This is a genomic window from Paenibacillus sp. JT22N12, assembly GCF_056269365.1.
Genome location: NZ_JBWDNU010000014.1, coordinates 39,360 through 66,196, shown reverse-complemented (window position 1 = coordinate 66,196; position 26,837 = coordinate 39,360). Strand labels below are relative to the sequence as shown.

The window sequence follows — 26,837 nt, the reverse complement described above, 5'->3', positions numbered from 1 at the left end:
GATATAGAGTGGGAACCATTATGATCGTTGAAGACGAGGATCCGATTTCCCGGGTGCTCGCGGCATATATTCGCAAGGCCGGTTTTGACTGTGCAATCTTCAAGGACGGCCTCCAGGCGATGGAGACCTTCGATACCGTTCAGCCTGAGCTCGTGCTTCTTGACGTTATGCTGCCAGGCATGGACGGCTGGGAAGTGCTGAACGGCATCCGCCGCAAAGGCCCCTGTCCCGTCATCATGTTGACCGCAAGAGGAGAGGTAACAGACCGTATTCACGGCTTGAACGAAGGAGCCGATGATTATATGACCAAGCCTTTCGAGCCGGAAGAGGTTGTCGCCAGAATTCATGCTGTGCTGAGGCGTCCTCCGAGGTCGCTGGTCAGCTCGGAACAGGTTGTGATCGGGAGCCTGAGGATCGATTTTAAATCCCGCAGCGTTTATTTGAACGGCGCGAGCCTGTCGATTACGCCCCGCGACCTGTCTCTTCTGTTATTTCTGGCGGAGCATCCGAACCAGATCTTTTACCGGGAGCAGCTGATTGAGAAAGTCTGGGGAATCGACTATGATGGCAGCGACCGGGCAGTGGATTTGGCGATCAAACGGCTGCGGAAAGCGCTGCTGCACTGGCCGGCGGAAGAAGGAGAACTTAGAACAATGCGAGGAACGGGGTATCAGCTTTATGCGAACGGGCTCAAATAAACGGAGCACACTGCTCAGTCACTGGACTTTCCGCTACGTGCTTACTTTATTCGTGGGCCTGGTTACGATCGGATTCGCATCCGTCCTGTGGATCCGGCATGATACCATGAAGGAGCGAATGAATTCTCTCAAAGCCTTCACTGAAATTGCGGCTCAATATATTGCGGACGGGGAAGGAGAAATCGTCATTCCAGGCGGCTTCTACGAATGGATCGATAAAACGCAGCGCCGTTATAAAATCCCGGGGCAATTTGGATTAACCGTATTCGATCGCAGCGGAGCCTCTTTATTTTACAAAGACGGACCTTCGCAGGATTCGGAAGCCGGCAATCCCCCGCCTCCTGCCGATTCGCTTCCAGCCTCCGTACCTCCGTCAGAATCAGAGACCGGTCCCTCGGTAGCCGACCCCGTATTTCCCTCCGCCCCCCCTCTTGCCGATGAGATCCGCGTAGAGAAAACAGGAAATATGTATGGCATTTCCGCTCCTGTCACTTATGGAGATTCCATTATCGGAACTGTGGCCATTTCTTATTCCTACCGGGAACTCGCCAAGGTGAATCAAAACTATGGCCTGATTATTTCCCTGCTTTTATGTTCAGGCGTATTAGGCTGGATCATGATCTATTTGCTGTCGCGAAAATTAAGAAAACCGATCCTTCAGCTTGCCGCAGCGCTTAAAAAAATGGAAGCCGGAGACTACCAGCTGAGTGTTCCGGAACATATAAAAGAAAAGGAGATTCATGATTTCTTTGTCTCCTTTCAGGCGATGGCGGCACGTCTGGGAAAGTTGGAGGAGCTGCGGACTGAGCTGCTTGCCGGAGTGACTCATGAGCTGAAAACGCCAGTCGCCTCGATTCACGGTCTGATTCACGCTGTCCGGGACCATGTCGTAACCTCTGACGAAGCGGAAGAATTTCTGGATATTTCACTGGAACAAACCCAGCGGCTGCAGCATATGGTATCCGACCTGCTCGACTTCAACTCCTTTGCTTCCGGTAAAATCAGCGTTCAAACCGATTCGATCGATTTGGGGAAATTACTGGGAGAGATCGTCTATCAATGGAGTCTTCTCTATCAGGACAGCCGTCTCGAGATTTCAGCCGATATACCTGAACGTACATTCATGGCAGTCGGAGATGCCAGCCGCATTCAACAAATTCTTGTGAATTTGATGAATAACAGCAGACAGGCAATGAAGGATGAAGGAAGGATTGCCGTGTCGCTTACCGGGCATACGGATCAGGACTTTGAAATTCTCGTTCAGGATAATGGCCCCGGCATTCCAGAGGACGAACAGGCCAATATATTCGAAAGATACTTCAGGGGCGAACGCAAGAAGCATTCCGTCGGCGGCCTCGGTCTGGGTCTCACGTACAGCCGAATGCTCGCTGTCGCCATGAACGGCCAGCTTGCTTTGAAGCGCAGCACGCCGGAAGGCGCAACCTTCCAGCTCCTGCTGCCAAAACAGAACCCGGCTTAATCTGCAAATAATAGTGGCATAACCGCTTTTCTGCCATCAACCACTCCCTACATCCGGTGCTCCCTGGCATAATCCACATACCAGTCCATCTTGTTTTCCACCATGGTTTTATAGGTCGTTAATTGCACGATTTGGGACTGAATCCGTTCTTTTTGCCTATCCAGCATCTTCATTCGCTCGGCAATGGTTTCATTGCCCTGCAGCACCAGCTGCACAAAACCTTTGAGCTCGGCAATGGTCATGCCGGTTTCCCGCAGACAGCATACAAATTTAAGCCAATCGATATCTTTTTGTTCATAAATTCGCGTACCGCCGTCATTGCGATTAATCATCGGAAGAATGCCTTCATTTTCATAGTATCTCAGCGTGTGGATGGACAATCCTATCTGTTCGGCTGCATCGCCAATCGTAAAACCCATCGAATCACCTTCCTTCAATGCCTGTCCTTCCATTACACCGCTGCTTCAAGCAAACATCCGGGAAATTTGCTGGATGACTGCCTGATCGCCTGATTCTCTTTTCAGCTTGATCAGCGCCTTGGCGTCCTCGCCTGCAGCGTATCTCAATTGATTGGATTGGTCGGTTGCCGCTTCATAAATGACCTCGGCCACTAAATCAGGAGAAGACTGCCGCGCAGGATTCTCCCCCATTTGTGCCCGTACTGCCCGGTAAGTATCCGCAAATTCCAGATAATCGATCAGCGAATCATCAAAAAAGAAATCCATCGATCTGCCGCCAAAATCCGTTTTGATGGAGCCGGGTTCGATTAGTTTGACACGGATGTTCTGTGATGCCAATTCATAGTACAGCGATTCAGTAAAGCCTTCTACAGCAAATTTAGCAGCATGGTAAAGCGTCATGGTGGGCATAGCCAAGATTCCGCCTATGGAAGAGACATTGATGATCAAGCCCTGCTTATTGGCTCTGAAGTGCGGAAGCACCGCTTTTGTCATATTCATGAGCCCAAATACATTTACATCGAATTGCCTTTGGATTTGCTCGTCCGAAGCGGCTTCAATGATTCCTGATGAGCCATATCCCGCATTATTTAATAATACATCGATTTTACCGAAACGTTCAATTCCTCTGGCTGCTGCTTCTGCCATCGTGCTCCGCTGCTCGACATCAATTCTTGTCACCATTATATGATCAGCGCGGGTTAATTCGGTTTCCTTCTCAGGTACTCTCATGGCCGCAATAACGTTCCATCCCTTGTCCGCAAAATGCCTGGCTGCTGCTTTACCTATCCCTGATGATGCTCCTGTGATTAATATAGTGTTCACTTTAAATTCCTCCTTGTATGCATGTTTGTCTGTCATATTGTGATCTTACCGCTTAGAGCGCGCTCTAGATCAAGCATAAAAAAATGGTTGGGCAGATTATTGTCTCTGTCCCAACCATTTTGATCGAACCCATCCGACCCGGCAGCTATTGTTAACCATATTCATCTTGATTCCAGCCCCCATGCTTCAGGTAACGACCGAGCCGCCATTCACAAAATATATCTGTCCCGATATGTAGGAGGAATCATCTGAAGCCAGCAAAACATATACAGGCGCCAATTCAAACGGCTGCCCCGGTCTTCTCAGCGGAACATCCGTTCCAAAGGTTTTTACCTCTTCTGCCGTAAAAGCTGACGGGATCAGCGGTGTCCAGGTTGGTCCGGGCGCGATCGCGTTGACCCGAATCCCTTGACCCGCAAGCGAAAGAGCTAACGAACGCGTAAAGGATACGATGGCTCCTTTCGTAGCTGTGTAATCAATCATATGGCCCGAGCCTGAGAAGGCGGTATCCGAGGTCGTATTGATGATTGTGCTTCCTGCATGAAGATGAGGCAGCGCCGCTTTGGTCATTTCGAAAAAAGAAATAATATTGGTTTGGAACACATTCATCAGCTGCTCTCTCGATATATCCAAGATGCTTGCCTGATGAATCTGCACGCCGTGATTGTTCACAAGAATGTCCAGCCGTCCGTAAGCCTGGATCGTGGCCTCCACCGCGTAGCGGCTGGATTCTTCCTTTCTTAGATCTGCGGCAATGAGCAGACATTGGCGGCCGAGCTTGTTGATCATTTGTTTCGTTTCAGCCGCATCCTGGTGCTCATCGAGGTAGACAATCGCCAGATCCGCCCCTTCCTTGGCGAAAGCTATGGCGGCGGCCCGTCCGATTCCGCTGTCCCCGCCAGTAATAATCGCAATCTTATTATTCAGCCTGCCGCTGCCTGTATAGGAAGGATTCTCGGAAATCGGCCGCGGAGTCATCAGGTACTCAAAACCCGGACGCCTGTTTTGATGCTGCGGAGGAAAAACGACAGGAACATCGGTGCACTGCTGTTCCCAGCCTATATATGGATATACGGGATAAGTAATCGTAATTCTCCTCTCTTGTACTGCAATTTTATAACTCACTATATTCAGCTGGAATTATAAAATGCCTAAGCCGCAACTATGCTGCCATGTATATCTGCGGTCACTCGGACCGGAAGCAGGCTGCGCAGCCGGTCCTCAAGTTTGGTGTTTTATGATTTACCTTCAACCATTTTCCATCGTCCGGGAATCAACTGCAGACAACTTCCTTCTCTGTGAGAAATAGATATACACGGCATTGCCAAAAGCGATTAGCCCCACGCCAATCATGAGCACAATGACCGGCCATTGCCACAATCCGGGAAGATAGAGGGCGAGGAACCAGAGGGGATCGCCGCCGCCGGAAAGCTTGATGCCAAGCGGAACAAGACCTTGCGGGAACAAAGCGAGCAGACCGAAGAACACGCAGAAATAAAAGACGGTTTTGACGCCCGCGGACATGCATCTTGTGACGGCGTAAAAATCAGGTTTGACGGAATCCGCCGCCGCCGCTTGGACAGGCTCATGCCCTCTGAGCATCAGATTAAGGAGCTCCGGTCCTCGGGTTTCCAGCCTTTTGCTGGCCAGACGGCCAAACCACCAGTAGTAGAAGCTTCCGGTCAGAAGCGCAGCCGGAACCCCCGACCATTGAACCCAATCCATATCCAGATAGGTTCCCCATACCGCCAGTCCAAAAGCGGGAGCGATCAGGACCAGGGTTATAAGCATCAGCGACATGAATTGCCACCAGCCTATAGGATGGTCGAACATATCGTCGCCGCGCTTGTGTGCGTCTGTCATCGGTTCGAGGCGGTGGACCGAATTCAGCACAACAAGTCCGGCTCCGGCACCCAAAGCTGCAATAATAAGCGGAAGCGCAAGCGGCACAGCCCAGTAATATCCGCTGATAAAAATCATGGCGAAGGTGATAATCAGAGCCGGAGGCGCAATAATCAACAGCCACGCCAGCTGGCGTCCCCGAATATCATACCGCTCGGCCTGTGAGGTAACGAGCGTCATCCACAGAGCGCTCCCGTCCGACCCGTACAAATTGGCAGTGGTGCCTGCCGCCGTGATGACGAAGATTGCCCCGGTCCATGGCAGTAAAAATAAATTGCCGGCAGATACAGGATATAGACATAAGAAAATGCTATAGAATAAGGCGAAGTATACAAATCCGGATCGTGTATAATCCCTTCCCCACGCTATGAGTTCTTTGCGGGCTACCGTTCCCGTCCGGTTGGCGAAAAAGCCGTATGGGGAATCAGGCTTGCTGGATAAGCGATTCCGCTGCGGCTTAGTCGTTAACCGTTTCACCAACAAGATCGCCCATAAGGAACGAAGCAGCAGAATGACAAGAACCATTCCTGCCAGATAGGCGGTGGAGAATGCCCATTGTCCGCTCCGCGCGGCCTCAACTGCTGCTGTTCCCCAGCTTGAAGGGAGGACATTCAGGAGAGTTGAAAGCCGCGCAGGGAGTTCAAGCGTCATTATATTATAATCCGCGTCCAGCAGCATCCACCCCGAGATGAAGAAGGCCATGATAGCTCCTGTTATCATCGCTCCCAATGCAGAGCTGAGCTGGGACCTGGTGAGCTTTCGCATGACGCTCGTCACAACACGGGACAAGGCAACGGCAAGAATCAGCTGCAGTATGACCGCCGGTATGGCAACAACCGCCGGCATCACGCCAAGGCCAGCAGCATAAATAACCAGAGGAATGAAAGCAAGCAAACTGATGACCGCCGGAACCCCGATGAATGACGCGCCGAGAAGTCCCGTTGCAAGCTGATTCGGAGTAACCGGCAAAAACCTGAAGTTCTCCGGTATGAGCGTCTTGTCTTCCCCGCTGAATAAAATCGGTCCGAGTGCCCAGCCCAGCGTCCATATACCGAAAATGATCATGAGCCTGTCACTGGCAAGGCGCGGCGAGACTTGATCAGGCAGTCCCAGAGCAAACGTAAGGATGACGCAGGTCAAGCCGAACAGGATGCCCCAACCCAGCCGGACCAGGCTCGGGCCTCTGAGGCTGCCCCGCAGAACAGCCAGCTTCATCCGCATCATGACAATAACCACGACAACCCCTCCTTGCCACCGGCTTGCCCTTCGACGAGCTCGACGAATCGATCCTCCAGATTTTGGCCTGCTTGCACGTCCTTCATCGGACCCGCAGCCTTCACATTGCCTTTGCTGATGACAGCCAACGAGTCGCACATCTGTTCCACAGTAGCCATCACATGGCTGGAAAATACGACAGAACCGCCATGCTCCACGAAGCGGCGGAGAATGTTCTTGATCGTTGCCGCCGAGACGGGATCCACAGCCTCGAACGGCTCATCGAGCACCAGCAGCTTGGGGCCGTGAAGCAGAGCGGTCGCGAGGGCAATCTTCTTGCGCATGCCGGTTGAATAGTCGCCTACGAATGTTTCCCGCGCATCCAGAAGGTCCAGTACGGATAGAAGCTCCAGGGAGCGAAAGTCTACCGTCTGTTCATCCAGCTTGCGCAGCAGGCCCATATACTTCAGAAGCTCCAGGCCGGTCAGCCGCTCCGGCATCGACATCCCGTCAGGGAGTACGCCGATCAGCTCCTTGGCAAGTGCCGGGGTACGCCATATATCCATCCCGAATATTCGCGCCGTACCCGCATCCGGGCGAAGCAATCCGGTCGCCATCGATAACGTGGTCGTCTTGCCGGCCCCGTTTGGTCCAACCAGTCCGAAAAACGATCCTGCCGGTATCGTCAAGTCGATATGGTCGACTGCCACCTTCGAGCCAAAAGCTTTATAAATGCCCTGCAGCTCAAGCGCCGGCGTTCCATCCTTTGGTGTATTGCGTACCGTTGTCATTTAACTCTCCCCTTTATGGGCTATTTTTTATCATTAGCTACATTGGTTAGTTACTTATGTAACTAACTATATATCCTAAAAAAATAACTGTCAATACTTTCTATGACAAATCGGGCTGCCTTTTTATCTGTTTCATGAATTGCAGTATGTGCTCAGGACCGGATTATTTCCGAACCCTATTATGGTTACCGCGTGGGTACTTAATTTGGTTTGTAAACACAAAAAAACGGCATTTCTGCCGTTTGTGTTCAGGGGGAAATCTATGGCTTCCGCCAAAATTGCAAAGCCGCCTGGCGCATTATGGATGGATAACGAAGCCTGTTTAACTGCGTTGCCCGTTCATCCCAAGGCATGGCGGAAACCGTCCCGCCACGAAGCATACCGCGGCTTCCAGCCATGCTGAAGCGCCTTGCCGTTCAACGCTCCTCTTTCCCATGCGGCTGCGCTTGCCGGATCAACGGCTGGTGCCGGAGAGCCCAGAGCATCCGCATAGACCGGCAGCCATTCGGTACCGGCAGCCGGTTCATTATCGGTAATGTTGAAGGCGCCGGAAGGCCATTGCAGCGCGAGAAGTGCAGCCTGCGCAGCGTCATCCGCATGGACGAAGGAGCTGACGCCTACCGTCGCAGCCACTTCCTGTTGACGAACCTGCTGCGCAATAATGCCGTCCGGGGCATACCAGGTTCCGGCTCCATATAACAGTCCATAACGAAGAATGACGTGCTCCGGCATTTCGGCAGCCGCGCTTTCCAATGCGTGGATGCCATCGATCGTCGATTTCCTTGGCAAAGGGGCTTCCAGATCCAGCGGCGTGTCTTCGCCAGCAGGTCCATTGCCAGGTGAATATGCCCAGGAGATACTCTGCACAATCATTTTGCGCGCTCCCGCTTCTAGTGAAGCGTCCACAAGATTACGCGTACCCTCCCTGCGGATCCGGGCATTTTCAGCGAAATTTCTGCCGCTCAGCGCCGTAAGCTGATGAATCACCGTATCCGGCCTGGCATCGCGGATAGCGGAGAATACGCCATCCCGGTCATAGATGTCCAGAATTACGGGCTGCACCCCTTTATCCTTTAGCTCTGCCGCATATTCCGTATTGCGCGTTAAGCCAACCACCTCATGTCCCGCTTTGAGGAGCAGCGGGATAAGCGCTCGTCCGATTACGCCGCTCGCGCCTGCAACAATAATTTTCATCCGGCATCGACCTCCATCCTGTTTATATTGTCAGCTATGAATTCAAGATTACGGTACAAACAATCATATTTCAATCTGAAATCAGATAAACTGTACCGGTACAATAAGTCATTTGAACCCAGCCTGTCGGGCGGGCATCGATTTGCCGTCAGAAAACAACCGAGTTATTATTTCTTAAATGTCCTGCTGTTTCAAATTAAAGATAAAGCCTGCTTAATATACTCGTAAAGCTTACCATCCATTCCGTACTGTATGGCCTCTTCCGGATTCTCCGTATAATACCGTTCAGCCGATTGTATAAATTTACCGTCTGCAGGAGTAAATGAGTCCATTTTTTGCTTCCAGCGTTTGGCTAATTCAACTGCTAATGGATCATTCGGCAGCTTGCCCATTTCGATTAATTTCCGGAACTCGGCAACAAGCCGCTGCCCTTCGGCAATATTCTTTTCCAGCTCGTTCGCCCTCGCCGATTTGAACCGGTTTCTCATATCTGCTGCTTGCCCCGGCATAAAATGCGGACTTTGCAAGATCTTCATCATTTGCATAACCATCATAAACCTCTCGCTCGATACCGGCTGCCCTGAATGAAGCAGGTCAGAAATCTCCTGTACGCGGTCACGCAGCCTTACCACTGTGTTTATCTGCTCGTCTAATCGGGAACGCTGCAGATTCAATATTACGATTGGATCGTAATCATGGTTATTGATCAAGATTTTGATTTCCTCAAGCGAGAGTCCCAGCTGCTTCAGCGAGATGATCTGATGCAGCTTGGCAACATCAATATCTGTATATAAGCGGTGCCCCGCTTCAGTAACCCGGGAGGGCGAGAACAAGCCGATCTGATCATAGTGATGCAGCGTCCGAACGGTTACACCCGTTCGTTTGGACAGTTCCCCTATCTTCCAGCTCCGATGCTCCATTGCAATCCCTCCAATATCTCCAACTCATTAACATTGTTTATAAACGGCCCTTGAATCTGACGTAACGTTAGGAATTATACTAAGCAGTGACAAAGTAAATCAACCTGCAGGAGAAGGAGAGAATTTCGATGAAAATGGATAATTATTTAATAAAAACATTGGCCTTTAATAAACAGGCTTTGATTCTGTTTGTTGAGAATACCGGTTTGATCCAAGTGGCTTGCAATCAATCAAATCACAATAAACTCCTGAAAACCGCGCTTGGCAGAACTATATCCGCAACAAGCCTGCTATCCGGAATCTTAAAGGAAGGCCAAAGGATTAGTCTAAAAGTGAAAACCAGCAATCGCCATTATGGTATTTTTGCAGATGCAGATTCTTCTGGAAATGTACGTGGATATTTGAGTGATGAATTAATAAATGCTCCTGCGGAATATTTTAATCAATTATCAATCGAGCAATTAATCGGCAGCAACGGATGTATTCAAATCACAAAGGATATAGGAATGAATCATATATTTACAGGGATTACAGACATGCCTTATGCCAATATTGTGGATGATATTTCTCATTATTTCAAACAAAGCGAGCAGACTCCTTCTTTCTTCTCGTTAACGGTCATGTTTAATGATAAGAATGAGATCGTACTAAGCAGAGGGGTTATGGCCCAATTGCTTCCAGGTGCGCCTGCTCATCTTTTTCACCAGATCAGAAATGTCATTTCCGATCATCAATGCTGGTTTACAGCTTCAGAAAACAGTATAGCTTTTACCGGTTTTCCACATATGCTGTTTGATGATCTTGAAATTATAAGCATTGAACCCCTACAGTTGTTGTGTGAATGCTCCAAAGAATTTTTTTATCCCATGCTGTATGCCTTGGGCCAGGAAGAATTGAAAAATACCTGTGAAAACAACCAATCCATCGAGCTGGTATGCAATATGTGCGGAAAAAAGCACAGCTTCCAACCCGTTGAGATAGCAAAGCTTATCAGTTAGGCGAAGTGCAATTAACATATGCAGGAAAATCGCTATTTTTGTCGAACTATACGCTTTACGATGATGAATACTAAAAAAGTTCTGCTCATAACCGGTTTGTTTCTGCTGATTCTTATAAGCATACGTCTGGTCTGGTCCGTCGTGTATACCCCGCCGCCGCATCCCGGGGCTGTCCAGGGCCGTCTGGATTTGCGGGGATGGGATATTGCAGCGAATCGCCCCCTGACACTGGACGGACAATGGGAATTTTACCCCAATGAATGGATTTATAACGAGGCTTCCGGCATGAAAACAAGTCTTCCGGACAGCTCCTATATCTCCGTACCCGGCAGCTGGGGAACACTCGCATCACCGAATAACGAATCAACCTTCGGCTTTGGCTCCTACCGTCTGCGCATCCTGATTGATCCGGACAAGGATGAGATCTACGGCCTGAGAATGAATGACATTTCATCGGCATCGGAGCTGTTCGTGAACGGACGATCACTGGCCAAGTCCGGACAACCGGCAGGTCAAGCCCAGCAGTACACCGCACAGAATGTCCCCTATAATGCGTCTTTTATGACAGGCTCGGATGAGATCGAAATCGTCATCCAGGCTGCCAATTTTCACAATCCGTACTCTGGGGGGATCAATACCTCTATTAAGTTCGGAACTCAAGCTGCGGTGAGCAAAGAAACGGATTTCTCCATCGGCATGCAATTGTCTGTTTGTCTGATTTTTCTGCTTCATGCCGTTTATACCTGCATTCTGTATTTTTTTGGTGTCCGCCAAAAAGCATTGTTTTATTTCAACTTGATGCTTCTGTGCGGCATTATAAGCATCTTGATCGTAGACGATAAAATCATTCTCACCTGGCTGCCGATCAACTTCGAATGGGCAACAAAGCTCAATAATTGGTCCTATCTTGGCGTTGCGGTGTTTTTGCTTCAATATGCCAGGGAGCTTGTCGCTCCGCAGGCGAAAATAAAGTTTTTCCAATGGTACGCCTGGTTCTCCGCGGCTTTCTCGGTTTTCATTCTGTTTGCTCCAGCGGCTCTATTGCTTCAATTGGATATGCTCAACGTCGGAACTGTGATCATTCCATTCCTGAGCGTTCCGTTCCTTGCCTGGCGTGCGGTCCAGAGAGGTGAACCTGACGCCATTTATTTATTTCTCGGGATGGTCGGCTATATGAACAATATTCTATGGAGCTTTGCCAAAGTTGTGGGATGGATGAGTTTCGGCTATTATCCGGTGGACATGGTTGTCTCTATCATCGTCTTCTGTGCATATTGGTTCAGAAGCTATTTGCGAAGCTCTGCCCAGACTGCCCGGCTCGCCGTCGAGCTGCAGAAAGCCGACAAGCAGAAGGATGACTTTCTGGTCAATACCTCGCATGAACTGCGGAATCCGCTTCACGGCATCCTGACCATCGCCCAGACCATCGTAGATAATGAAGACCAGGACCGCGCGGGCAGCAAAGAGAATATGAAGCTGCTGATATCGGTCGGCAAACGCATGTCATTTCTGCTGAATGACCTGCTTGATTTTACACGTCTGAAAGAGAACAGTATCCGGCTGCAGCCGGCTGCTCTTCCCGTTCAGACTATCGCTTCCGGCGTTATGGACATGATCCGTTTTATGGTCGAGGGCAAGCGTCTTCGTTTGATCAATGACATTCCCGATGCATTCCCTCTTGTCGCCGCCGATGAGAACCGTCTGATTCAAATTTTATTTAATTTATTGCATAACGCGGTGAAGTTCACGGATGAAGGAAGCATTACAATCTCTTCCCGCGAGAAGGACGGGTTCGCCTATATCCATATCACCGATACCGGCAGTGGAATGGATCATGACACGAGCTTGAGAATATTCCAGCCCTACGAGCAAGGACCATTCGGAAGCGCCGGCCCGACAAGCGGAATCGGGCTTGGTCTCAGCATCTGCAAGCAGCTCGTGGAGCTGCATGGGGGAGTTCTAAGCGTCGTTTCCGCACCGGAGCGAGGCTCGACTTTCACCTTCTCCCTGCCCTTATATGAGATGGCTGCATACGGATCAAGCGAGACTGTGATGCCCGCATATACAGAAACAGCCGCTGCGCTGCCTGCCGTTGGGGACGGGGACGGCAAGCCAGAACCGGCACTCAGCGCCGATCGGCCTTCCATACTCGCCGTTGACGACGATCCGACCAATTTGAACATTCTCGTCGGCGCCCTTTCCCTGTATGAATACGATATCCTAACCGCTACAAGCGGCCAGGAAGCGTTGACGCTTCTGAATTCAAGAGATTGGGATTTAGTTATCGCGGATGTCATGATGCCGCGGATGTCCGGTTACGAGCTGTGCGCTGCGATCCGCAAACGCTTCTCTTCAGCCGAGCTTCCCGTTCTGCTTCTAACGGCGCGTGCGCGCGTGGAGGATATCGAAGCAGGCTTTCAATCCGGCGCTAACGATTATGTGACGAAACCGGTAGATACCATGGAGTTAAGATCGCGCGTGAAGGCTTTAACCACACTCAGGAAATCCGTCAGCGACAAAATGCGGATGGAAGCTGCATGGCTGCAAGCGCAAATTCAGCCTCATTTTCTGTTCAATACGCTTAATTCGGTTGCCTCCCTCAGCGAATTCGATACGCCGCGGATGCGCAAGCTGCTCGAAGCATTCAGCCATTTTCTGCGGACCAGCTTCGCATACAGAAATGTGGAGAAGGTTGTTCCTCTTGAGTATGAGCTTGAGCTCGTCCGCTCTTATCTCTATATCGAGAAGGAGCGCTTCGGGGAGAGGCTCCGGGTTGCCTGGGAGCTGGATGAGGCTCAGGATTTGATGATTCCTCCTTTATCTCTCCAGCCGCTTGTCGAAAATGCCGTCCGGCATGGACTTATGCGCCGCAAATCGGGTGGTGAAATTCGAATTCGCGTCAAGCTGGACGGGCAGTTCGCAGAAATCTCGATCATGGACAACGGAGTGGGAATGGATGAAGAAACCCGTCAGCGAATAATTGCGCAAACGAATGTTCCGAGCGGCGGAATCGGCCTGCCGAATACCCACCGCCGATTAAAGCAGATCTATGGAAAGGGCTTGCGTATCACAAGCGAACCCGATCGCGGTACGACCATCAGCTTTATCATACCGGTGAAGCAATAACTTGGCGGATTACCGGAAATCGAGAAGAGGAGCGGCAATGAGAGCCGCTCCTCCTTTTGTTTTTTGCGCGCTTATTCATCCTGTACCCGTTACCAGCCAGGCGATTCAATCCGATGATTCCGGACGGGCCTCGTCATTTTGAAACTCAAGCAGCCCCGCTCTCTTCAACTCATCTCTATGGATTTCCGACAATTCCTCCAGGAGTCCCATTCCATGTTCCGTCAAACGGATAAATATGCTGCGTTTATCCTGCTGGTTCGGGAAACGCTGCACATATCCTAATTCCTCGCAGCGCTGGATGAGCTCCAGACAAGCGTGTGGAGTGATTTGCAGGCGCTCCGCCAGCTCCCTCGGAGTGGCATATTCTCTCTCGGGAAACCCCATTATGGACAGCATAAGCTGATGATATTGAGGGGTGAGTCCCTTGCTTCGCGCCGCTTCCTCGCTGAAACGAATGAATTTGCGGATTCGATACCGGAATAATGCCAGCTGCTCATATACATGTTTAGGCAATCGCTTCTTGTTCATGGCCGGCCCCTATCTGACAGAATACCTATAGTTTATAGCATTCCTTGATCACGGACAATCAACCGGCTTCTGAATTTACGGACTCCGGATATTATGAATGTCATATAAGTTTACTTTAAGTAAATATAACGGACACAATTCAAACAATACCAGCTTAACATGTTATGTATTGTGACATTAAATCCTTGACTTAGATCGTAGTGCGATATATATTTAAGCTTATTCAGATATCATCTGTTTCGAACGATACCAATCCAATATGCGTGCCAAGCACGCCAACGCTGGTGAACCTTAATGACAACAAAACAAGTGAAAAGCGTCTGCCCCTACTGCGGTGTCGGCTGCGGCATTGTGCTCGAGGTAGCTGATAACCGTGTCGTCAAAGTTAAAGGCGACAAGGATCATCCGGCTAATTTCGGCCGGCTCTGCACAAAAGGCAGTACCTGCGCCCAGGCTATCACGGAATCGGGACGTATGGAATATGCCTATCGGCGTCCGGGCCGGGTGGCCGAACCTGACCAAATCGGTATTGACGATGCCATTAGAGAGACGGCATCCAGGCTGCGGGCCATCCTCGATGAACACGGCCCCAATGCACTGTCCTTTTATGTTTCTGGCCAAATGTCCCTGGAATCGCAGTATCTCATCAATAAGCTGGCCAAGGGCTTCGTGCGCACGAATAATATCGAGTCGAATTCACGCTTATGTATGGCAAGTGCGGGCAGCGGCTATAAGCTGTCACTCGGAGCGGATGGTCCGCCCGGCTCTTATCAGGATATGGATCATGCCGATCTGTTCTTCGTCATTGGCGCCAATATGGCCGACTGCCATCCCATTCTGTTCCTGCGGATGATGGACCGGGTCAAGGCCGGAGCCAAGCTGATCGTCGTCGATCCGCGCCGCAATGCAACTGCGGACAAAGCATCCCTATATATGCCGGTCAAACCGGGAACCGATCTGGCCCTGCTTAATGGCTTGCTGCATTTAATTGTCAAGAACGGACATACGGACCCTGCCTTCATTGCCGAATTCACCTCCGGCTGGGACAGCATGCCAGGCTTCCTGGAGGATTACCCTCCTGAGAAGGTATCAGCGATAACAGGGATTCCCGAAGCTGATATCCGCCAGGCCGCCCGCTGGATCGGCGAATCGCCCGAATGGATAAGCTGCTGGACGATGGGTCTTAATCAAAGCACGCATGGCACGTGGCATACGAACGCCATATGCAATCTGCACCTGGCGACCGGAGCCATCTGCCGCACCGGCAGCGGGCCCTTCTCGCTCACCGGTCAACCGAATGCGATGGGCGGCAGGGAAATGGGCTATATGGGGCCAGGCTTGCCCGGGCAGCGTTCCGTGCTTGTCGAGGCCGAGCGGCATTTTATGGAGGATATGTGGGGTTTACCGCGCGGAACGATCCGAACGGAAGTTGGGACCGGGACCGTATCCATGTTCCAAAGCATGCAGGCTGGGGATATCAAAGCATGCTGGATTATTTGCACGAACCCGGTTGCCACCGTTCCCAACCGGAAGAACGTCATCGCGGCTTTGCAGACTGCCGAGCTTGTCATTACGCAGGATGCTTTTCTGGATACTGAGACCAATCGATACGCGGATATTATGCTTCCCGGCGCTTTGTGGTCGGAGGGTGAAGGCGTTATGATCAACTCGGAGCGCAATTTGACCTTGATGCAGAAGGCGGTGAATCCGCCTGGAGAAGCGCTGCCGGACTGGCAGATCATCGCCCGGGTCGCTTGTGAGATGGGGTACTCCTCCGCCTTCTCCTACGCTTCCTCGGAGGAGGTCTACGCGGAAATTCAGCAGATGTGGAATCCCAAGACCGGCTATGACATTCGCGGCGCTTCCGTTGAACGGCTGCGCCAAGCTCCCCTGCAGTGGCCAATCGCTCCGGCTGGCGCCGATGGCCGCAATCCCATCCGTTACTTGAATAATGGAATCAGCCAGACGCTGAAAGAGAATAAAGACAACAGCCGCCCGCGGATTGTTTTCCCGACAGAGCATGGAAAAGGCATTTTCTTGGCAAGACCCTATTTGCCTCCGGCAGAGATGCCTGACAGTGAATATCCCTTTGTGCTCAATACGGGACGGCTGCAGCATCAATGGCATACCATGACCAAGACCGGGAAGATCGCAACGCTCAATAAGCTGAACCCGGGTCCTTTTATCGAAATTCATCCGGAAGATGCGGAGCTCATGGGCATAAACAGCGGGGACCGTGTTGAGATTCAATCACGACGGGGGTTGGCCATTCTGCCGGCAGCCGTTACTGACAGGGTGCGTCCGGGAAATTGTTTTGCCCCTTTTCATTGGAATGATCTTTTTGGCGGCCATCTTGCCATCAACGACGTCACTAATGATGCCATTGATCCGATATCCTATCAGCCTGAATTTAAATATTGCGCAGTATCGCTTGTCCGCGCTGCCGTCCAACCACCTGGTGAACCCTCCGTTTCTCCCGGTCGTGAAGCCCCAAGCCGCGCAGCTGCAAACGAAGCGAATATTCAACCGGATATTCAGAAGGAGGAAGTTTATATGGCCAAAGTCGATACGCTCGCCAGTATCCTCGGCATTGATTCATCTGCTTCTGTCATACTCGACAATCATGAAAAAATGTATCTCGCCGGATTCATGACGAGTCTGCGGACTGACGAATCGAGAACGGCTTCGGGTATCCCTGTCCTGCCTCCGACAGCTCCGCTTGACCAAAGCAAACGCTTCTGGCTGGACGGCATGCTGGCAGGCATGTTCTCCCGCACTTATCTTCCGGAAACGGAAATCACTCCTTCCGCTTCGATGGTGGCAACTTTAGAACGGCCCGCGGCACCTGCTGCAGAGAAGGCAACGCCGCTTGTCACCCTGGTCTGGGCATCGCAAACAGGCAATGCGGAGGAGGCGGCCAATGATGCAGCCAAGAAGCTGCAGGCTGCCTGTCATGATATTCGTCTTGTTAATATGAATGCTTACTCAATCGCAGATTTGTCAGCAGAGCGTATTGTTTTGTTCGTTGCGAGCACATTCGGGGCAGGCGATCCGCCGGATAACGGAGAGAGCTTCTGGAAGGCGCTCCGGGCGGACAACGCACCCCGTTTGTCCCAACTGCGCTTTGCGGTACTTGCGCTCGGCGATTCCAATTATGATTCATTTTGCGGATTCGGACGCAATCTTGATTCCCGTGTCGAGCAGCTCGGAGCCCAGCGGATGACGAGTCTCGTCGAATGCGACACCGATTATCAGGAACGGGCGGAATTATGGATCAATGCGGTAGTGGGCACGCTGAACCAATATGCGTCCCGAGAAATCGAATCCGGTTTCTCAGCCAATCGGGAACTGTCTCCGGTCAGCGTCAATCTGCCGCAGCAGCAAGCCATTGAAACGGCGTCTGCGGTAGAGACCGTCATTCCAGGAAGCTATGACCGCAGCCATCCTCTTCATACACGTTTGATTGCCAATCGCCTGCTGAATCAAGAGGATTCCGAGAAAGAGACACGCCATTTTATTTTTGATCTGGCCAATACCGGACTTCATTATGAAGCCGGCGATGCTCTGGGTGTCTGGCCAACCAACTGTCCGGATACCGTCGATGAGATTTTGCATGCGGTAGAGCTTCAGCCTACCGATATCGTCACGCTAAAAGACCATGGTGAAATTACCGTAGCTGAAGCGCTGCTCCGGCATTTCGAGATTGCCCGTATAACCCCAACCATTCTTCAGTTCGTCCAGGAGCAGTCACATAGTGACCAGCTCGAAACTCTTCTGAAGCACGAGAATAAATCCCGGCTGAAGGAATGGCTGCGGGGCCGTCATCTGGTCGATCTATTGCAGGAATTTCCGGTGACTGCCAGCGCGGACGAACTCGTCCGAATACTCAAGCCGCTGCAGCCCCGGTTTTATTCCATATCCTCCAGCCCGATGGCAAATCCTGACGAGGTTCATATCACCGTTTCAACCGTACGTTATCCATTCAACGGGAAAACCCGGAAGGGTGTCTGCTCTTCCTTCCTCGCGGACCGTGCGGCGCTTGCTGCCGAAGTTCCTATTTTCATTCAAAAAACCGCTCATTTCCGTCTGCCGGTCAGTCCGGATACGCCAATCATTATGGTCGGTCCGGGCACTGGAGTCGGACCGTTTCGCGGATTCCTTCAGGAGCGTCAGGCCACCCGGGCCAAAGGAAAGAACTGGCTCCTGTTCGGCGAGCAGCGGGCAGACCAGGACTTTTATTTCCAAGAGGAATTGGAAGCTATGCAGAGGGATGGCATTCTGACCCGTCTGGACACCGCATTCTCCCGCGATCAGCCCGAGAAAATCTATGTCCAGCATCGCCTGATCGAGCATGGAAGTGAAGTATGGGCATGGCTCCGGGAAGGCGCCCACTTCTATATCTGCGGCGACGCCAGCAGCATGGCCAAAGAGGTCGATTCCGCGCTGAAGCAGATTATCCGGCAGCATGGAGGAATGAACGACGCCGAAGCGGAAGCCTACGTGAAGGAAATGCTGCATTCCAAAAGATACGCCAGGGATGTTTACTAGAAGGATCGAAATCAGACAAGAGGGAATCGGGCATAAAACGCCTGATTCCCTTTTTCTTCGTTCATATAATCAGGATTCCAGACTGCCGTCGGAATCTGACAGCAAGGGAAATCCACAAACTATTCCGAACCACATTCATAATGAAAATTCATGGTCCTTACCAGGATTATCGGATACCTTCTAGCAGCAAGCGCAGCGTCTGCAGACAGTCCTCCATCGCTTTGGCAGCATCCTCGGCATCCGGTATTTGCGCCAGCCAGAGCGCCGCTTCGTTCAGTGCGCCTGACAGCAAATGCGTGGCTGCATCCAGCCGGATATGCTTCAGATATCCTTGCTGCCGCATCAGCTCGAGTTGTCCGGACAGCAGCCGCATAGACTGCTGCTCATCCAGCAGCCGCCATTCCTCCCAACCCAGCACCGCCGGACCATCTATGAGCATGATCCGCCTGTTTTCCGGTTCAGTCGCCACAGTCACAAATGCCCGGCAGCCCAGATACAGCTGCTCCCACAAATCATCGCTAAGCGAGGCCTCCTCCTCCAGCCGCTGCGCCACTTCTCGCTGAACAAGCTCCAGCACCACCCGGAACAAGCCTTTTTTACTGCCAAAATGATGATACACGGCGCCACGGGTGACCTCGGCGTCTTTGGCAATTTCCTCCAAAGAACTCTCAGCGTAGCCATGCCTGGTAAAGTGATGGCGTGCAACTTCCTGCAGCTTATGGATCGTCTCATCCGTATCTTTTTTATTTCTCCTCATACGCTTTCTCCCGTCTCCTGCACAAGCTCCTGCGCCCTGCGATCACCATGCTCAAGCAGTGTACGCAGCCCTTTGCGAAAAATCCATTTTCTGTGCTTGCTGCCCTCCGATGCCCGCTGCTTCAACCACAACAAAACAGCCTCTTGCTTGACCAAACACAGATCGGTATGAGCGGTTAAGTATGGACGAATGGCGTATTCAGAAGTATGACGCTTCGTTATATAGCGCATCCAGTGAAAGCTCTGCATCCTGCAAGCCATACTTTTCTACATAGAAGGCAACCGGCATCAGAAAGTAGCCGTTTGTGAACATTCCTTCCTCCGTTTCATTCTCAGCCCGGCATTCAAATCCACCAGTCTTCTTGCCAGCCTTTCGTCAAAATAATGCTTCAGAGCCGTCGGCTCATTCATTCTCGCCCCTTGCCTCCTCCTGCTTCCGCACGGTTTCCGAATAGTTGGCGCTCTCTTCCACGGAAGGTGGAATCACTTCAATCACATCGATCAAGACACCGCCGGGATCAGACAATATAAAATGCCGCTGCCCGAATTCCTCATCCCGGATATCCTGCTTCAACGTGAGCTTCGCGTCAATGACCAACCGCCTGTACTCTCCATCCACATCGTCGACTTCCATGTTCAGAATCACACCCCCAGCTCTCTTGCGATATTGGGCGGGAATCGTCGGATGTGCGGCATCGAGCAGCGCCAGCTCATACGATCCTTGCTGGCTTCCCCCAGTCCGCAAGCTCACATACCAGTCAGACTCATAAACAACTTCATAACCAAAATACTGTCGATAAAATTCCGCGCTGTCCGCTATCTTATTCGTCATGATTACCGGATAGAAACTGTTGATTTTCAAATCGGCTCCCCCTTGTATTAAGGTTAGATTGGTATAGCAGGATATTAACATACATACAGCATGTATGTAAATAAAAAGAGTTATAACTTCTCCGTAAAATGGAGATGATCCTTGTCCTTAGGGGTTCAGCAAAAGGAGGTTTATTCCTTTCTCCCCCAGGCAATCCGTAAAATAAAAAAACGCAGCCCTTATCAGGCTGCCTTGAATGTCATAAATGAGTGAAGTTCAGGGGAATCGGATCGAGCCCCTGACTCCATCGCTGCCAGCAAGACGCTCTCCAATCGAGTCTGGTCCTGCTATTATGTCCGACGCATGTATGCACGAACTGTAATGGGTGCAAAGATCGCCACAATGACAGCGGCGCCGATGAGGGAGATGCCAAGATCCCAACCTATAGTTCCCGTGTTAGCAAGATTCCGGACGGCTGTGACCAGATGCGAGATCGGATTGATGTTAACAAACCACTGAAGCCAGTCGGGCATGGTCTTGACGGGCACGAAAGCGTTGGATAGGAAGGTGAGCGGAAACAGCACAATCATCGATATCCCCTGTACGCTCGAGGCAGTGCGCGCAATCACGCCGAAGAAGGCGAAGATCCAGCTGATTGCCCAGGAGCAGATAATGACGAGAACCGCGGCGAGGGCGACGTGTTCCAGACCACCTTCGGGCCGATAACCCATAATATATCCCATAGTAAAGGTGAGTACAGTCGCAATGGTATATCGGACGGTGTCTGCGAGCAGAGCTCCCGCAAGCGGAGCAATACGCGCGATAGGCAAGGACTTGAAACGGTCAAACACGCCTTTATCCATATCCTCGCGCAGCTGGACGCCGGTAACGATTGAAGTAGTGATTACGGTCTGCACCAGGATACCGGGAATGATGACTGGCAAATAGCTCTGTATATCACCGGAGATGGCCCCGCCAAAGATGTAGGTAAACATCAGGGTAAAGATGATTGGCTGAAGCGTAACGTCGAACAACTGCTCGGGGGTTCGGCGGATCTTCAGCAGACCTCTATAGGCCATTGTCAACGAGTTGCGTACCGTCTGGTTGAAGCTTGTGTGGTTTTTCAGTTGTGGATTAGCACCCGGCTTGATTGATGCGCTTCTCATGCTCATGCCTCCTTCGCTTCATTCAAATTATTGGACACTGACGACGTGTCCTCCTTCACCCCATGGCCGGTAATGGTCAGAAACACCTCATCGAGTGTCGGTTTCTGCACACTCATCTCATCCAAGCGAATCCCCGCCGCGCGAAGAGCAATTAGCAGATCGGTGACACGGTCGGCGTCCGCCATCGGTGCAGTAATTCTTGCGGCTTCCGACGACACAATAGACTTGACCTTGAGCACCTGTTCTACGGTCTGGCGGGCTTTCTCGATGTCCTGTGGATTTTGAACTCTCAATTGCAGCGACGAGGTACCGATTGACGCTTTCAGCTCATCCACAGTTCCTTCGGCGACGACACGGCCACGGTCGATAACCGCTACCCGGTCTGCCAATTGATCTGCCTCATCGAGGTATTGTGTTGTCAGCAGCACGGTTGATCCCGTCCTCACCAGCCGGCGGATCGTATCCCACATCTGTGCACGTGTGCGCGGGTCCAGCCCGGTAGTCGGTTCGTCCAGGAAGATGAGCGGCGGCTGTGCAATAAGGCTCGCCGCCAAATCCAGCCGGCGGCGCATGCCCCCGGAGAAATTTTTCAGCGGACGGCTCGCGGCCTCTGTCAAACCAAATTCCTCAAGCAGCTCCGCTGCTTTTTGCCGTGCCTCTGCGCGCCCTAGCCCGAGCAGCCGGGAGAAGATGATCAGGTTCTCGGTAGCGCTAAGCGACTCATCCACCGATGCGTATTGACCGGTTACTCCGATCAATTGACGGACAATCTGCGACTCCTTCACCACATCGTACCCGAAGATTCTGGCTGAACCGGCGTCCGGTCGAAGCAAGGTCGCCAGCATACTGATTGTGGTTGTCTTGCCTGCCCCATTCGGGCCGAGTACGCCATAGATCGTACCGGCGCGCACGTTCAAATCCACACCATCCACCGCTCGATTGCTTCCAAAAGTTTTTACGAGCCCACCCGCTTCGACAGCCCAATCACCATTGTTTGGCGCTAATTCCTTTCTGTATACATGCTTCAAAGCAATTCCTCCCATATAACTGATTATTATCATTGGAATCGTAACTCAAATTTATGAACTGAATATTAACAATGAAGTCCATACTTGAAAGCAAAGCAAAAAACCACTTCGCAATGAAGTGGTTCCATTATGCCCAATCAACAGTTGCCTGCAGCTCGGAAGGTTAGGCCTTGTAACCGAGTATTTTGGCCGGACGGAATGCCCTTCTTATTCATTTTTCCTTCGCAATCCAGCTTATGGATGAGGGCAAACATTTGCCAATGGCGACCTGGTGGACGTATATCCATGAAGCATAGCCAAGGGGCCGTCGCTCTCATTCCAGAATTGATGGACCTCACCGTGAATTATGGTCCTTTGGTCAAGCTCTATTATCGTGATTAACCGTGATGACTACATTTCCCTTCTTATGCCCTTTTTCTACATATCGGTGAGCCTCGGGAATTTGTTCCAGCGGGTAACGTCTGTCTATGACCGCTCTTATTTCCCCTGTCTCCACAAGCTCTTTGAGAAAAATTAATTCTTCCTTACTGGTCTTTACGATCCCCTGCCCATCAACTGTCACGTATATCCCGTTTGGGGTCAATACTTTCCTGCAGTGGGATTTCGAGCTTTTGCCAACTGCATCAAAGACGATATCATAACGCTCTCCCGTTTCTGTAAAGTCCTCTTTGGTGTAATCCATGACCTTATCGGCCCCAAGCGATTTCACCAATTCTATATTTGCAGCGCTGCATACCCCGGTAACTTCCGTTCCAAAATATTTGGCGAGCTGCACCGCAGAAGTCCCTACCGCTCCGGAAGCCCCGTAGATCAGAACCTTTTGGCCGCTTCCGATATTTCCTTTTCTCAGAAAATACAAGGCTGTAGTTCCCCCAAAAGGCACAGCCGCGGCTTCCTCATACGTCGCATTCTCCGGTTTTAAGGCAACCACTCCGTCATCGGGCAGACATGTGTACTGGGCATGAGCGCCAAAACGCATCCCGTTTAATGCATAAACCTGGTCGCCTTTCTTAAATCGTTTTACATTTTTCCCTATTGCTTCAATCTCCCCGGCCAGCTCTACACCCAAAATAGGTTTTCTTGGCTTTCTGAAGCCCAAAAATATCCGCATTGGAATCCAGAGCAAGATCGGACTGTTGAAGCCCCGCACTCTGCAGTCCCCCGACGTTACGGTTGTCGCATGAACTTTTATCAGTATTTCATTGTCCCTGGGAGCAGACTTTTCTACCTCTGTAAGCTTCAAAACATCCGGCGATCCGTACTTTGTGCATACAATTGCTTTCATGGGCTTCCTCCAAACCTCAATCTGCAATCAGTATAGCTGCAGCACGGTAACGCCATATAGATACTAAAGTATGGTTTTAGTCATTATTGCAAGCTGTTAAATTGTTCTGTCACAACAGACCCAGCTTGCGGGCACATGCTACAGCTTCGGTACGCCGTTTTACCTGCAGTTTGTCAAAGATAATCCGGTTATGGCCTTTAACGGTTGTCAATGCGATGAAAAGGCGATCGCTAATCTCGCGGTTCGAGAGTCCTTGAGCGATGAGCTGCAGTACTTCCAGCTCCCGCCTGCTCAGCGGCTCGATAAGAGGCTTGGCAGGCGAGGCCTGGGGCTGATCGTATTTGACTTCACTGATCAGATCCTCCGCTTCAAATTCTGCCAGCAGCTTACCCAGATAATCAAGCATAATTTTATGAGCCGACGCATCGCGCAGCAGCCTGTACATCGGCATACCTTCATCGACAAAGGTACGGATGAAGCCTCCAGGCTCAGCCATCGCCAGGGCGTCTGCAAGCAGCCGAACAGCCGCCGATTTCAGGCCATGGGCATGCATAGCGGCCGCTTGCACAACCATGGCCTTGAGCCGTTCATCCACCAATCCCTTTGCTTCCGCCTGCTCACACAATGACTCCAACACCGCCAATGCAGAGGACGCGTCTCCTTGTGCAAGGTGTACCCGAGCCAGGCTAATGCGATGCTCTTGCTTCTGCGCCAGGTGAGCAGCCGCGTCCAGATTGTCCTGATGAAGCAGCACCAACACCTGTGCTGCAGCAATATGGGGCAGCTGGTTCACGAAATTTTGCTGACGGGCGTAATGATCAGCCTTAGCCAAAATAGCCGCCGCGCCGCTCACCTCTCCCCGCGCAAGCTTCAGCCTTGCAAGAAACACCTCACCTGCAACGACTCTGTCCGTATGCTCGAACTGCTTCGCCAGTTGAATGCTGCGTTGTCCGTGCTGCATCGCAGCACCCAGGTCGTTCCATTCATAAAAAATCCGGGCTAGGCCCAGGTGCGCCTCGCAAGCAGCCGGAAGCGGCGGATCACCTGCCATCTCCAGAACCCGCCGATAGGTATCAGCTGCCGCATAAAGCCGGTTATCTGTTTCTTCTATGTTCCCCAATCCGAGTGCAGCCATAATGGCAATCATAACATGCCCGATCTGTTGACTGTTCGATACTGCTTCGGCATAGGCCCTGCTGGCAGCGGCGCGATCCCCCTGGAGCTGGTGAGCATATCCCAGCGCCCAGACGGTCGCCGTGCGGACAGGCAAATTATCCGGATGCAAATATTCCAGCGCACGGTGAGACTCGGCCATGATGATTTCTGCCTGATGCCTGCTGACAGCCAGCGCAGCGCGGATGGCGGCAATATGTCCGATAATATCCCGGATTTTATCGTCTTGCTCCGTATCCTGCAGGGCTTTCTCAGCAGCTTGCAGTTTCTGTTCCACGCCCGTCATTTGACCTGCCATCAGCAATGCCGAAGCATACATCACCCACAACGAGGGCCTTGTGTCGAGTTCCTCATTTGGCATTGATTCCAGCCAATTTCTTACAGGGGCCACAGCTCCGCGAAAGAGCAAGGGTATCTCCCCTCCTTCCACCAGCCGAGCGGCACGCTTAATATCTTTGGCAGCTGCAGCATGGTGAAGCGCTTCGATCGGAAGGCTATTGTCTTCATACCATACGCTGGCACGTCTATGTAATTCAGCTGCGCCCCCACCATCCCCTATGTTCGAGGCGAAGCTCTGTTGCAGCCGTTTCCGCAGCAAATCAGCAAAGAGATGGTGGTAGCGGTACCAGAGCCGCTCGTTGTCCAACGGGACGATGAACAGGTTGGCGCGTTCGAGAAATTCCAGGATGTCCTGCCCGGATGCAGTGGGAACGATGTTTTCATCCACTCCCCCGCGAAGAACGGCATCGCATAGAGGGCCGCACAACCGGTCGAGAATGGATGTGCGCAGCAAAAAAGTCTGAATGCTTACGGATCGGTGCTGCAGCACCTCTTCAACCAGATAGTCCAGGACAAAATGGTGGCCGCCGGTGAAAGAATCAATGAAGCCCGCGGGATCTTGATGCCCCTGTAAGGAAATCGCAGCTAATTGCAGGCCGGCAATCCAGCCCTCTGTGATTGATTCAAGCTTCGCGATATTTTCCGCTGAAAGGTTTAGGCCCATCACCTGTCCCAGAAATTCGGCCGATTCGGAGGAGGTAAAGCGCAAGTCCGCTGCCCGCACTTCAGTCACTTGATCCCTGACACGCAGCCGCGCCAGGGGTAAAGACGGATCCTCTCGGGTGGCGATAACCAGATGCATATTCGGCGGCATGCGATCGAGAAGAAAAGCGATGGCATCGTGAACCGGTCGGGCATCAATAATGTGGAAGTCGTCAAGGATGAGAACGAAACGGTCCGGAATGGCGGTAATTTCATTGAGCAGGGCTGTTATAATCGATTGGATTGGCGGCTGAGGGGATCGGAGCAAACCAAGCACGCCTTCTCCCATATTTGGTGCAATCGTCTGCAAGGCAGCGGTAAAGTATGCCAGAAAGCAAGCAGGATCGTTATCTCCCTCATCCAGCGATAGCCAGGCAGCCGGCTGCGGGCAACCGGAGAGCCATTCGCTGACAAGTGTAGTTTTACCACAACCGGCGGAAGCCGAGATGAGAGTCAGCTTGCGCAGCATCCCCTCATTCAGACGCCCGACCAGGCGGGGGCGGAGAACAAGCTTGGATCGGGGCGGAGGGATATATAGTTTAGTGGACAGAATGGGTATCGTCATCATAACCACCGTTCCTCGCCGTCAATTGCGGCGCTTTGATACGTCATCGTATTATGTTCGACTGTTTAAGTGTATTTCCTTTTTGTGTTTTTTAAGGCATGGCTATGAGCTGCAAATCCTGTGTCAAAAAAGAGAAAACCACATCCAATGGACGCGGTTTTGAATTACTTATTAATGGAGCCTATGTGATGCAGCGTGCCTCTGCATCCCGATCAAGGGATGTATGAATCCTGATTATAGGCTGACGAAGCTTAATCTTCGGGGACTTCTAGCGGTAGATTCAGACGCCGCGCTCCTCCACTAGAAGCTTTTCCTCATTGCAAGCTCAT

21 protein-coding genes are annotated in these 26,837 nt (G+C 51.6%); 5 read left to right on the top strand and 16 right to left on the bottom strand.

Annotated elements, in window-relative coordinates; genetic code table 11:
* The first annotated feature begins 8 nt into the window (after positions 1-8).
* The gene (locus AC0YOA_RS31905) at positions 9-698 is read left to right on the top strand and encodes a response regulator transcription factor (RefSeq protein ID WP_475790036.1); all 690 of its coding nucleotides are present in this window, start codon (positions 9-11) and stop codon (positions 696-698) included.
* Positions 679-2,178 (top strand): HAMP domain-containing sensor histidine kinase, encoded by a 1,500-nt coding sequence (locus AC0YOA_RS31900; RefSeq protein WP_475790035.1) that lies wholly within the window; start codon positions 679-681, stop codon positions 2,176-2,178. Before AC0YOA_RS31905 ends, AC0YOA_RS31900 begins: the two co-directional genes overlap by 20 nt.
* A gap of 47 nt (positions 2,179-2,225) precedes the next feature.
* Here AC0YOA_RS31900 and AC0YOA_RS31895 read toward each other — a convergent pair whose 3' ends face one another.
* From AC0YOA_RS31895 to AC0YOA_RS31865, 7 genes are all read right to left on the bottom strand, one after another.
* Positions 2,226-2,597 (bottom strand): MerR family transcriptional regulator, encoded by a 372-nt coding sequence (locus AC0YOA_RS31895; protein ID WP_475790034.1) that lies wholly within the window; start codon positions 2,595-2,597, stop codon positions 2,226-2,228.
* 45 nt (positions 2,598-2,642) lie between these two features.
* The gene (locus tag AC0YOA_RS31890) at positions 2,643-3,461 is read right to left on the bottom strand and encodes an SDR family oxidoreductase (protein ID WP_475790033.1); all 819 of its coding nucleotides are present in this window, start codon (positions 3,459-3,461) and stop codon (positions 2,643-2,645) included.
* Between the two features lie 186 nt (positions 3,462-3,647).
* Positions 3,648-4,586 (bottom strand): SDR family oxidoreductase, encoded by a 939-nt coding sequence (locus AC0YOA_RS31885; protein ID WP_475790032.1) that lies wholly within the window; start codon positions 4,584-4,586, stop codon positions 3,648-3,650.
* 123 nt (positions 4,587-4,709) lie between these two features.
* A complete protein-coding gene (locus AC0YOA_RS31880; RefSeq protein ID WP_475790031.1) occupies positions 4,710-6,599 on the bottom strand; it encodes a hypothetical protein in 1,890 nt (629 codons plus the stop codon).
* Positions 6,584-7,369, bottom strand: a complete 786-nt coding sequence (locus tag AC0YOA_RS31875; protein ID WP_475790030.1) for an ABC transporter ATP-binding protein — start codon at positions 7,367-7,369, stop codon at positions 6,584-6,586. The genes AC0YOA_RS31880 and AC0YOA_RS31875 overlap by 16 nt, the downstream gene beginning before the upstream one ends.
* 339 nt (positions 7,370-7,708) lie before the next feature.
* Positions 7,709-8,563 carry an NAD-dependent epimerase/dehydratase family protein gene (locus tag AC0YOA_RS31870; protein ID WP_475790029.1) on the bottom strand — a complete coding sequence of 285 codons (855 nt, stop codon included), beginning with the start codon at positions 8,561-8,563 and terminating at the stop codon, positions 7,709-7,711.
* Between the two features lie 191 nt (positions 8,564-8,754).
* Entirely contained in the window at positions 8,755-9,483 is a 729-nt protein-coding gene (locus tag AC0YOA_RS31865) for a MerR family transcriptional regulator (RefSeq protein WP_475790028.1), read from the bottom strand.
* A 128-nt stretch (positions 9,484-9,611) separates the two neighbouring features.
* On the opposite strand from AC0YOA_RS31865, the gene AC0YOA_RS31860 reads away from it, so the two are divergent.
* Both AC0YOA_RS31860 and AC0YOA_RS31855 read left to right on the top strand, forming a co-directional pair.
* On the top strand, positions 9,612-10,481 hold the full coding sequence (locus tag AC0YOA_RS31860; protein WP_475790027.1) for an Hsp33 family molecular chaperone HslO: 870 nt from the start codon (positions 9,612-9,614) through the stop codon (positions 10,479-10,481).
* Between the two features lie 60 nt (positions 10,482-10,541).
* Entirely contained in the window at positions 10,542-13,607 is a 3,066-nt protein-coding gene (locus AC0YOA_RS31855) for an ATP-binding protein (RefSeq protein ID WP_475790026.1), read from the top strand.
* Positions 13,608-13,712: 105 nt separating this feature from the next.
* On the opposite strand, the gene AC0YOA_RS31850 is transcribed toward AC0YOA_RS31855, so the two are convergent.
* The gene (locus AC0YOA_RS31850) at positions 13,713-14,135 is read right to left on the bottom strand and encodes a MarR family winged helix-turn-helix transcriptional regulator (RefSeq protein ID WP_210037438.1); all 423 of its coding nucleotides are present in this window, start codon (positions 14,133-14,135) and stop codon (positions 13,713-13,715) included.
* Positions 14,136-14,429: 294 nt separating this feature from the next.
* On the opposite strand from AC0YOA_RS31850, the gene AC0YOA_RS31845 reads away from it, so the two are divergent.
* Positions 14,430-18,683, top strand: coding sequence for a sulfite reductase subunit alpha (locus tag AC0YOA_RS31845; RefSeq protein ID WP_475790025.1), 4,254 nt, complete (start codon positions 14,430-14,432; stop codon positions 18,681-18,683).
* 166 nt (positions 18,684-18,849) lie between these two features.
* Here AC0YOA_RS31845 and AC0YOA_RS31840 read toward each other — a convergent pair whose 3' ends face one another.
* The 8 genes from AC0YOA_RS31840 to AC0YOA_RS31805 all read right to left on the bottom strand — a co-directional run bounded on the left by AC0YOA_RS31840 (position 18,850) and on the right by AC0YOA_RS31805 (position 26,508).
* Positions 18,850-19,440 (bottom strand): TetR/AcrR family transcriptional regulator, encoded by a 591-nt coding sequence (locus AC0YOA_RS31840; protein WP_475790024.1) that lies wholly within the window; start codon positions 19,438-19,440, stop codon positions 18,850-18,852.
* Positions 19,437-19,670, bottom strand: a complete 234-nt coding sequence (locus tag AC0YOA_RS31835; RefSeq protein WP_475790023.1) for a hypothetical protein — start codon at positions 19,668-19,670, stop codon at positions 19,437-19,439. Before AC0YOA_RS31835 ends, AC0YOA_RS31840 begins: the two co-directional genes overlap by 4 nt.
* Before the next feature lie 57 nt (positions 19,671-19,727).
* Entirely contained in the window at positions 19,728-19,850 is a 123-nt protein-coding gene (locus tag AC0YOA_RS31830; protein WP_475790022.1) for a hypothetical protein, read from the bottom strand.
* A complete protein-coding gene (locus tag AC0YOA_RS31825) occupies positions 19,843-20,301 on the bottom strand; it encodes a VOC family protein (protein ID WP_475790021.1) in 459 nt (152 codons plus the stop codon). Before AC0YOA_RS31825 ends, AC0YOA_RS31830 begins: the two co-directional genes overlap by 8 nt.
* A gap of 299 nt (positions 20,302-20,600) precedes the next feature.
* Positions 20,601-21,416, bottom strand: a complete 816-nt coding sequence (locus tag AC0YOA_RS31820) for an ABC transporter permease (RefSeq protein WP_475790020.1) — start codon at positions 21,414-21,416, stop codon at positions 20,601-20,603.
* A gap of 2 nt (positions 21,417-21,418) precedes the next feature.
* Positions 21,419-22,444 (bottom strand): ATP-binding cassette domain-containing protein, encoded by a 1,026-nt coding sequence (locus AC0YOA_RS31815; protein ID WP_475790019.1) that lies wholly within the window; start codon positions 22,442-22,444, stop codon positions 21,419-21,421.
* A 358-nt stretch (positions 22,445-22,802) separates the two neighbouring features.
* Positions 22,803-23,729 carry an NAD(P)-dependent alcohol dehydrogenase gene (locus AC0YOA_RS31810; protein WP_475790018.1) on the bottom strand — a complete coding sequence of 309 codons (927 nt, stop codon included), beginning with the start codon at positions 23,727-23,729 and terminating at the stop codon, positions 22,803-22,805.
* Positions 23,730-23,838: 109 nt separating this feature from the next.
* On the bottom strand, positions 23,839-26,508 hold the full coding sequence (locus AC0YOA_RS31805; RefSeq protein WP_475790115.1) for a winged helix-turn-helix domain-containing protein: 2,670 nt from the start codon (positions 26,506-26,508) through the stop codon (positions 23,839-23,841).
* Positions 26,509-26,837: the final 329 nt, after the last annotated feature.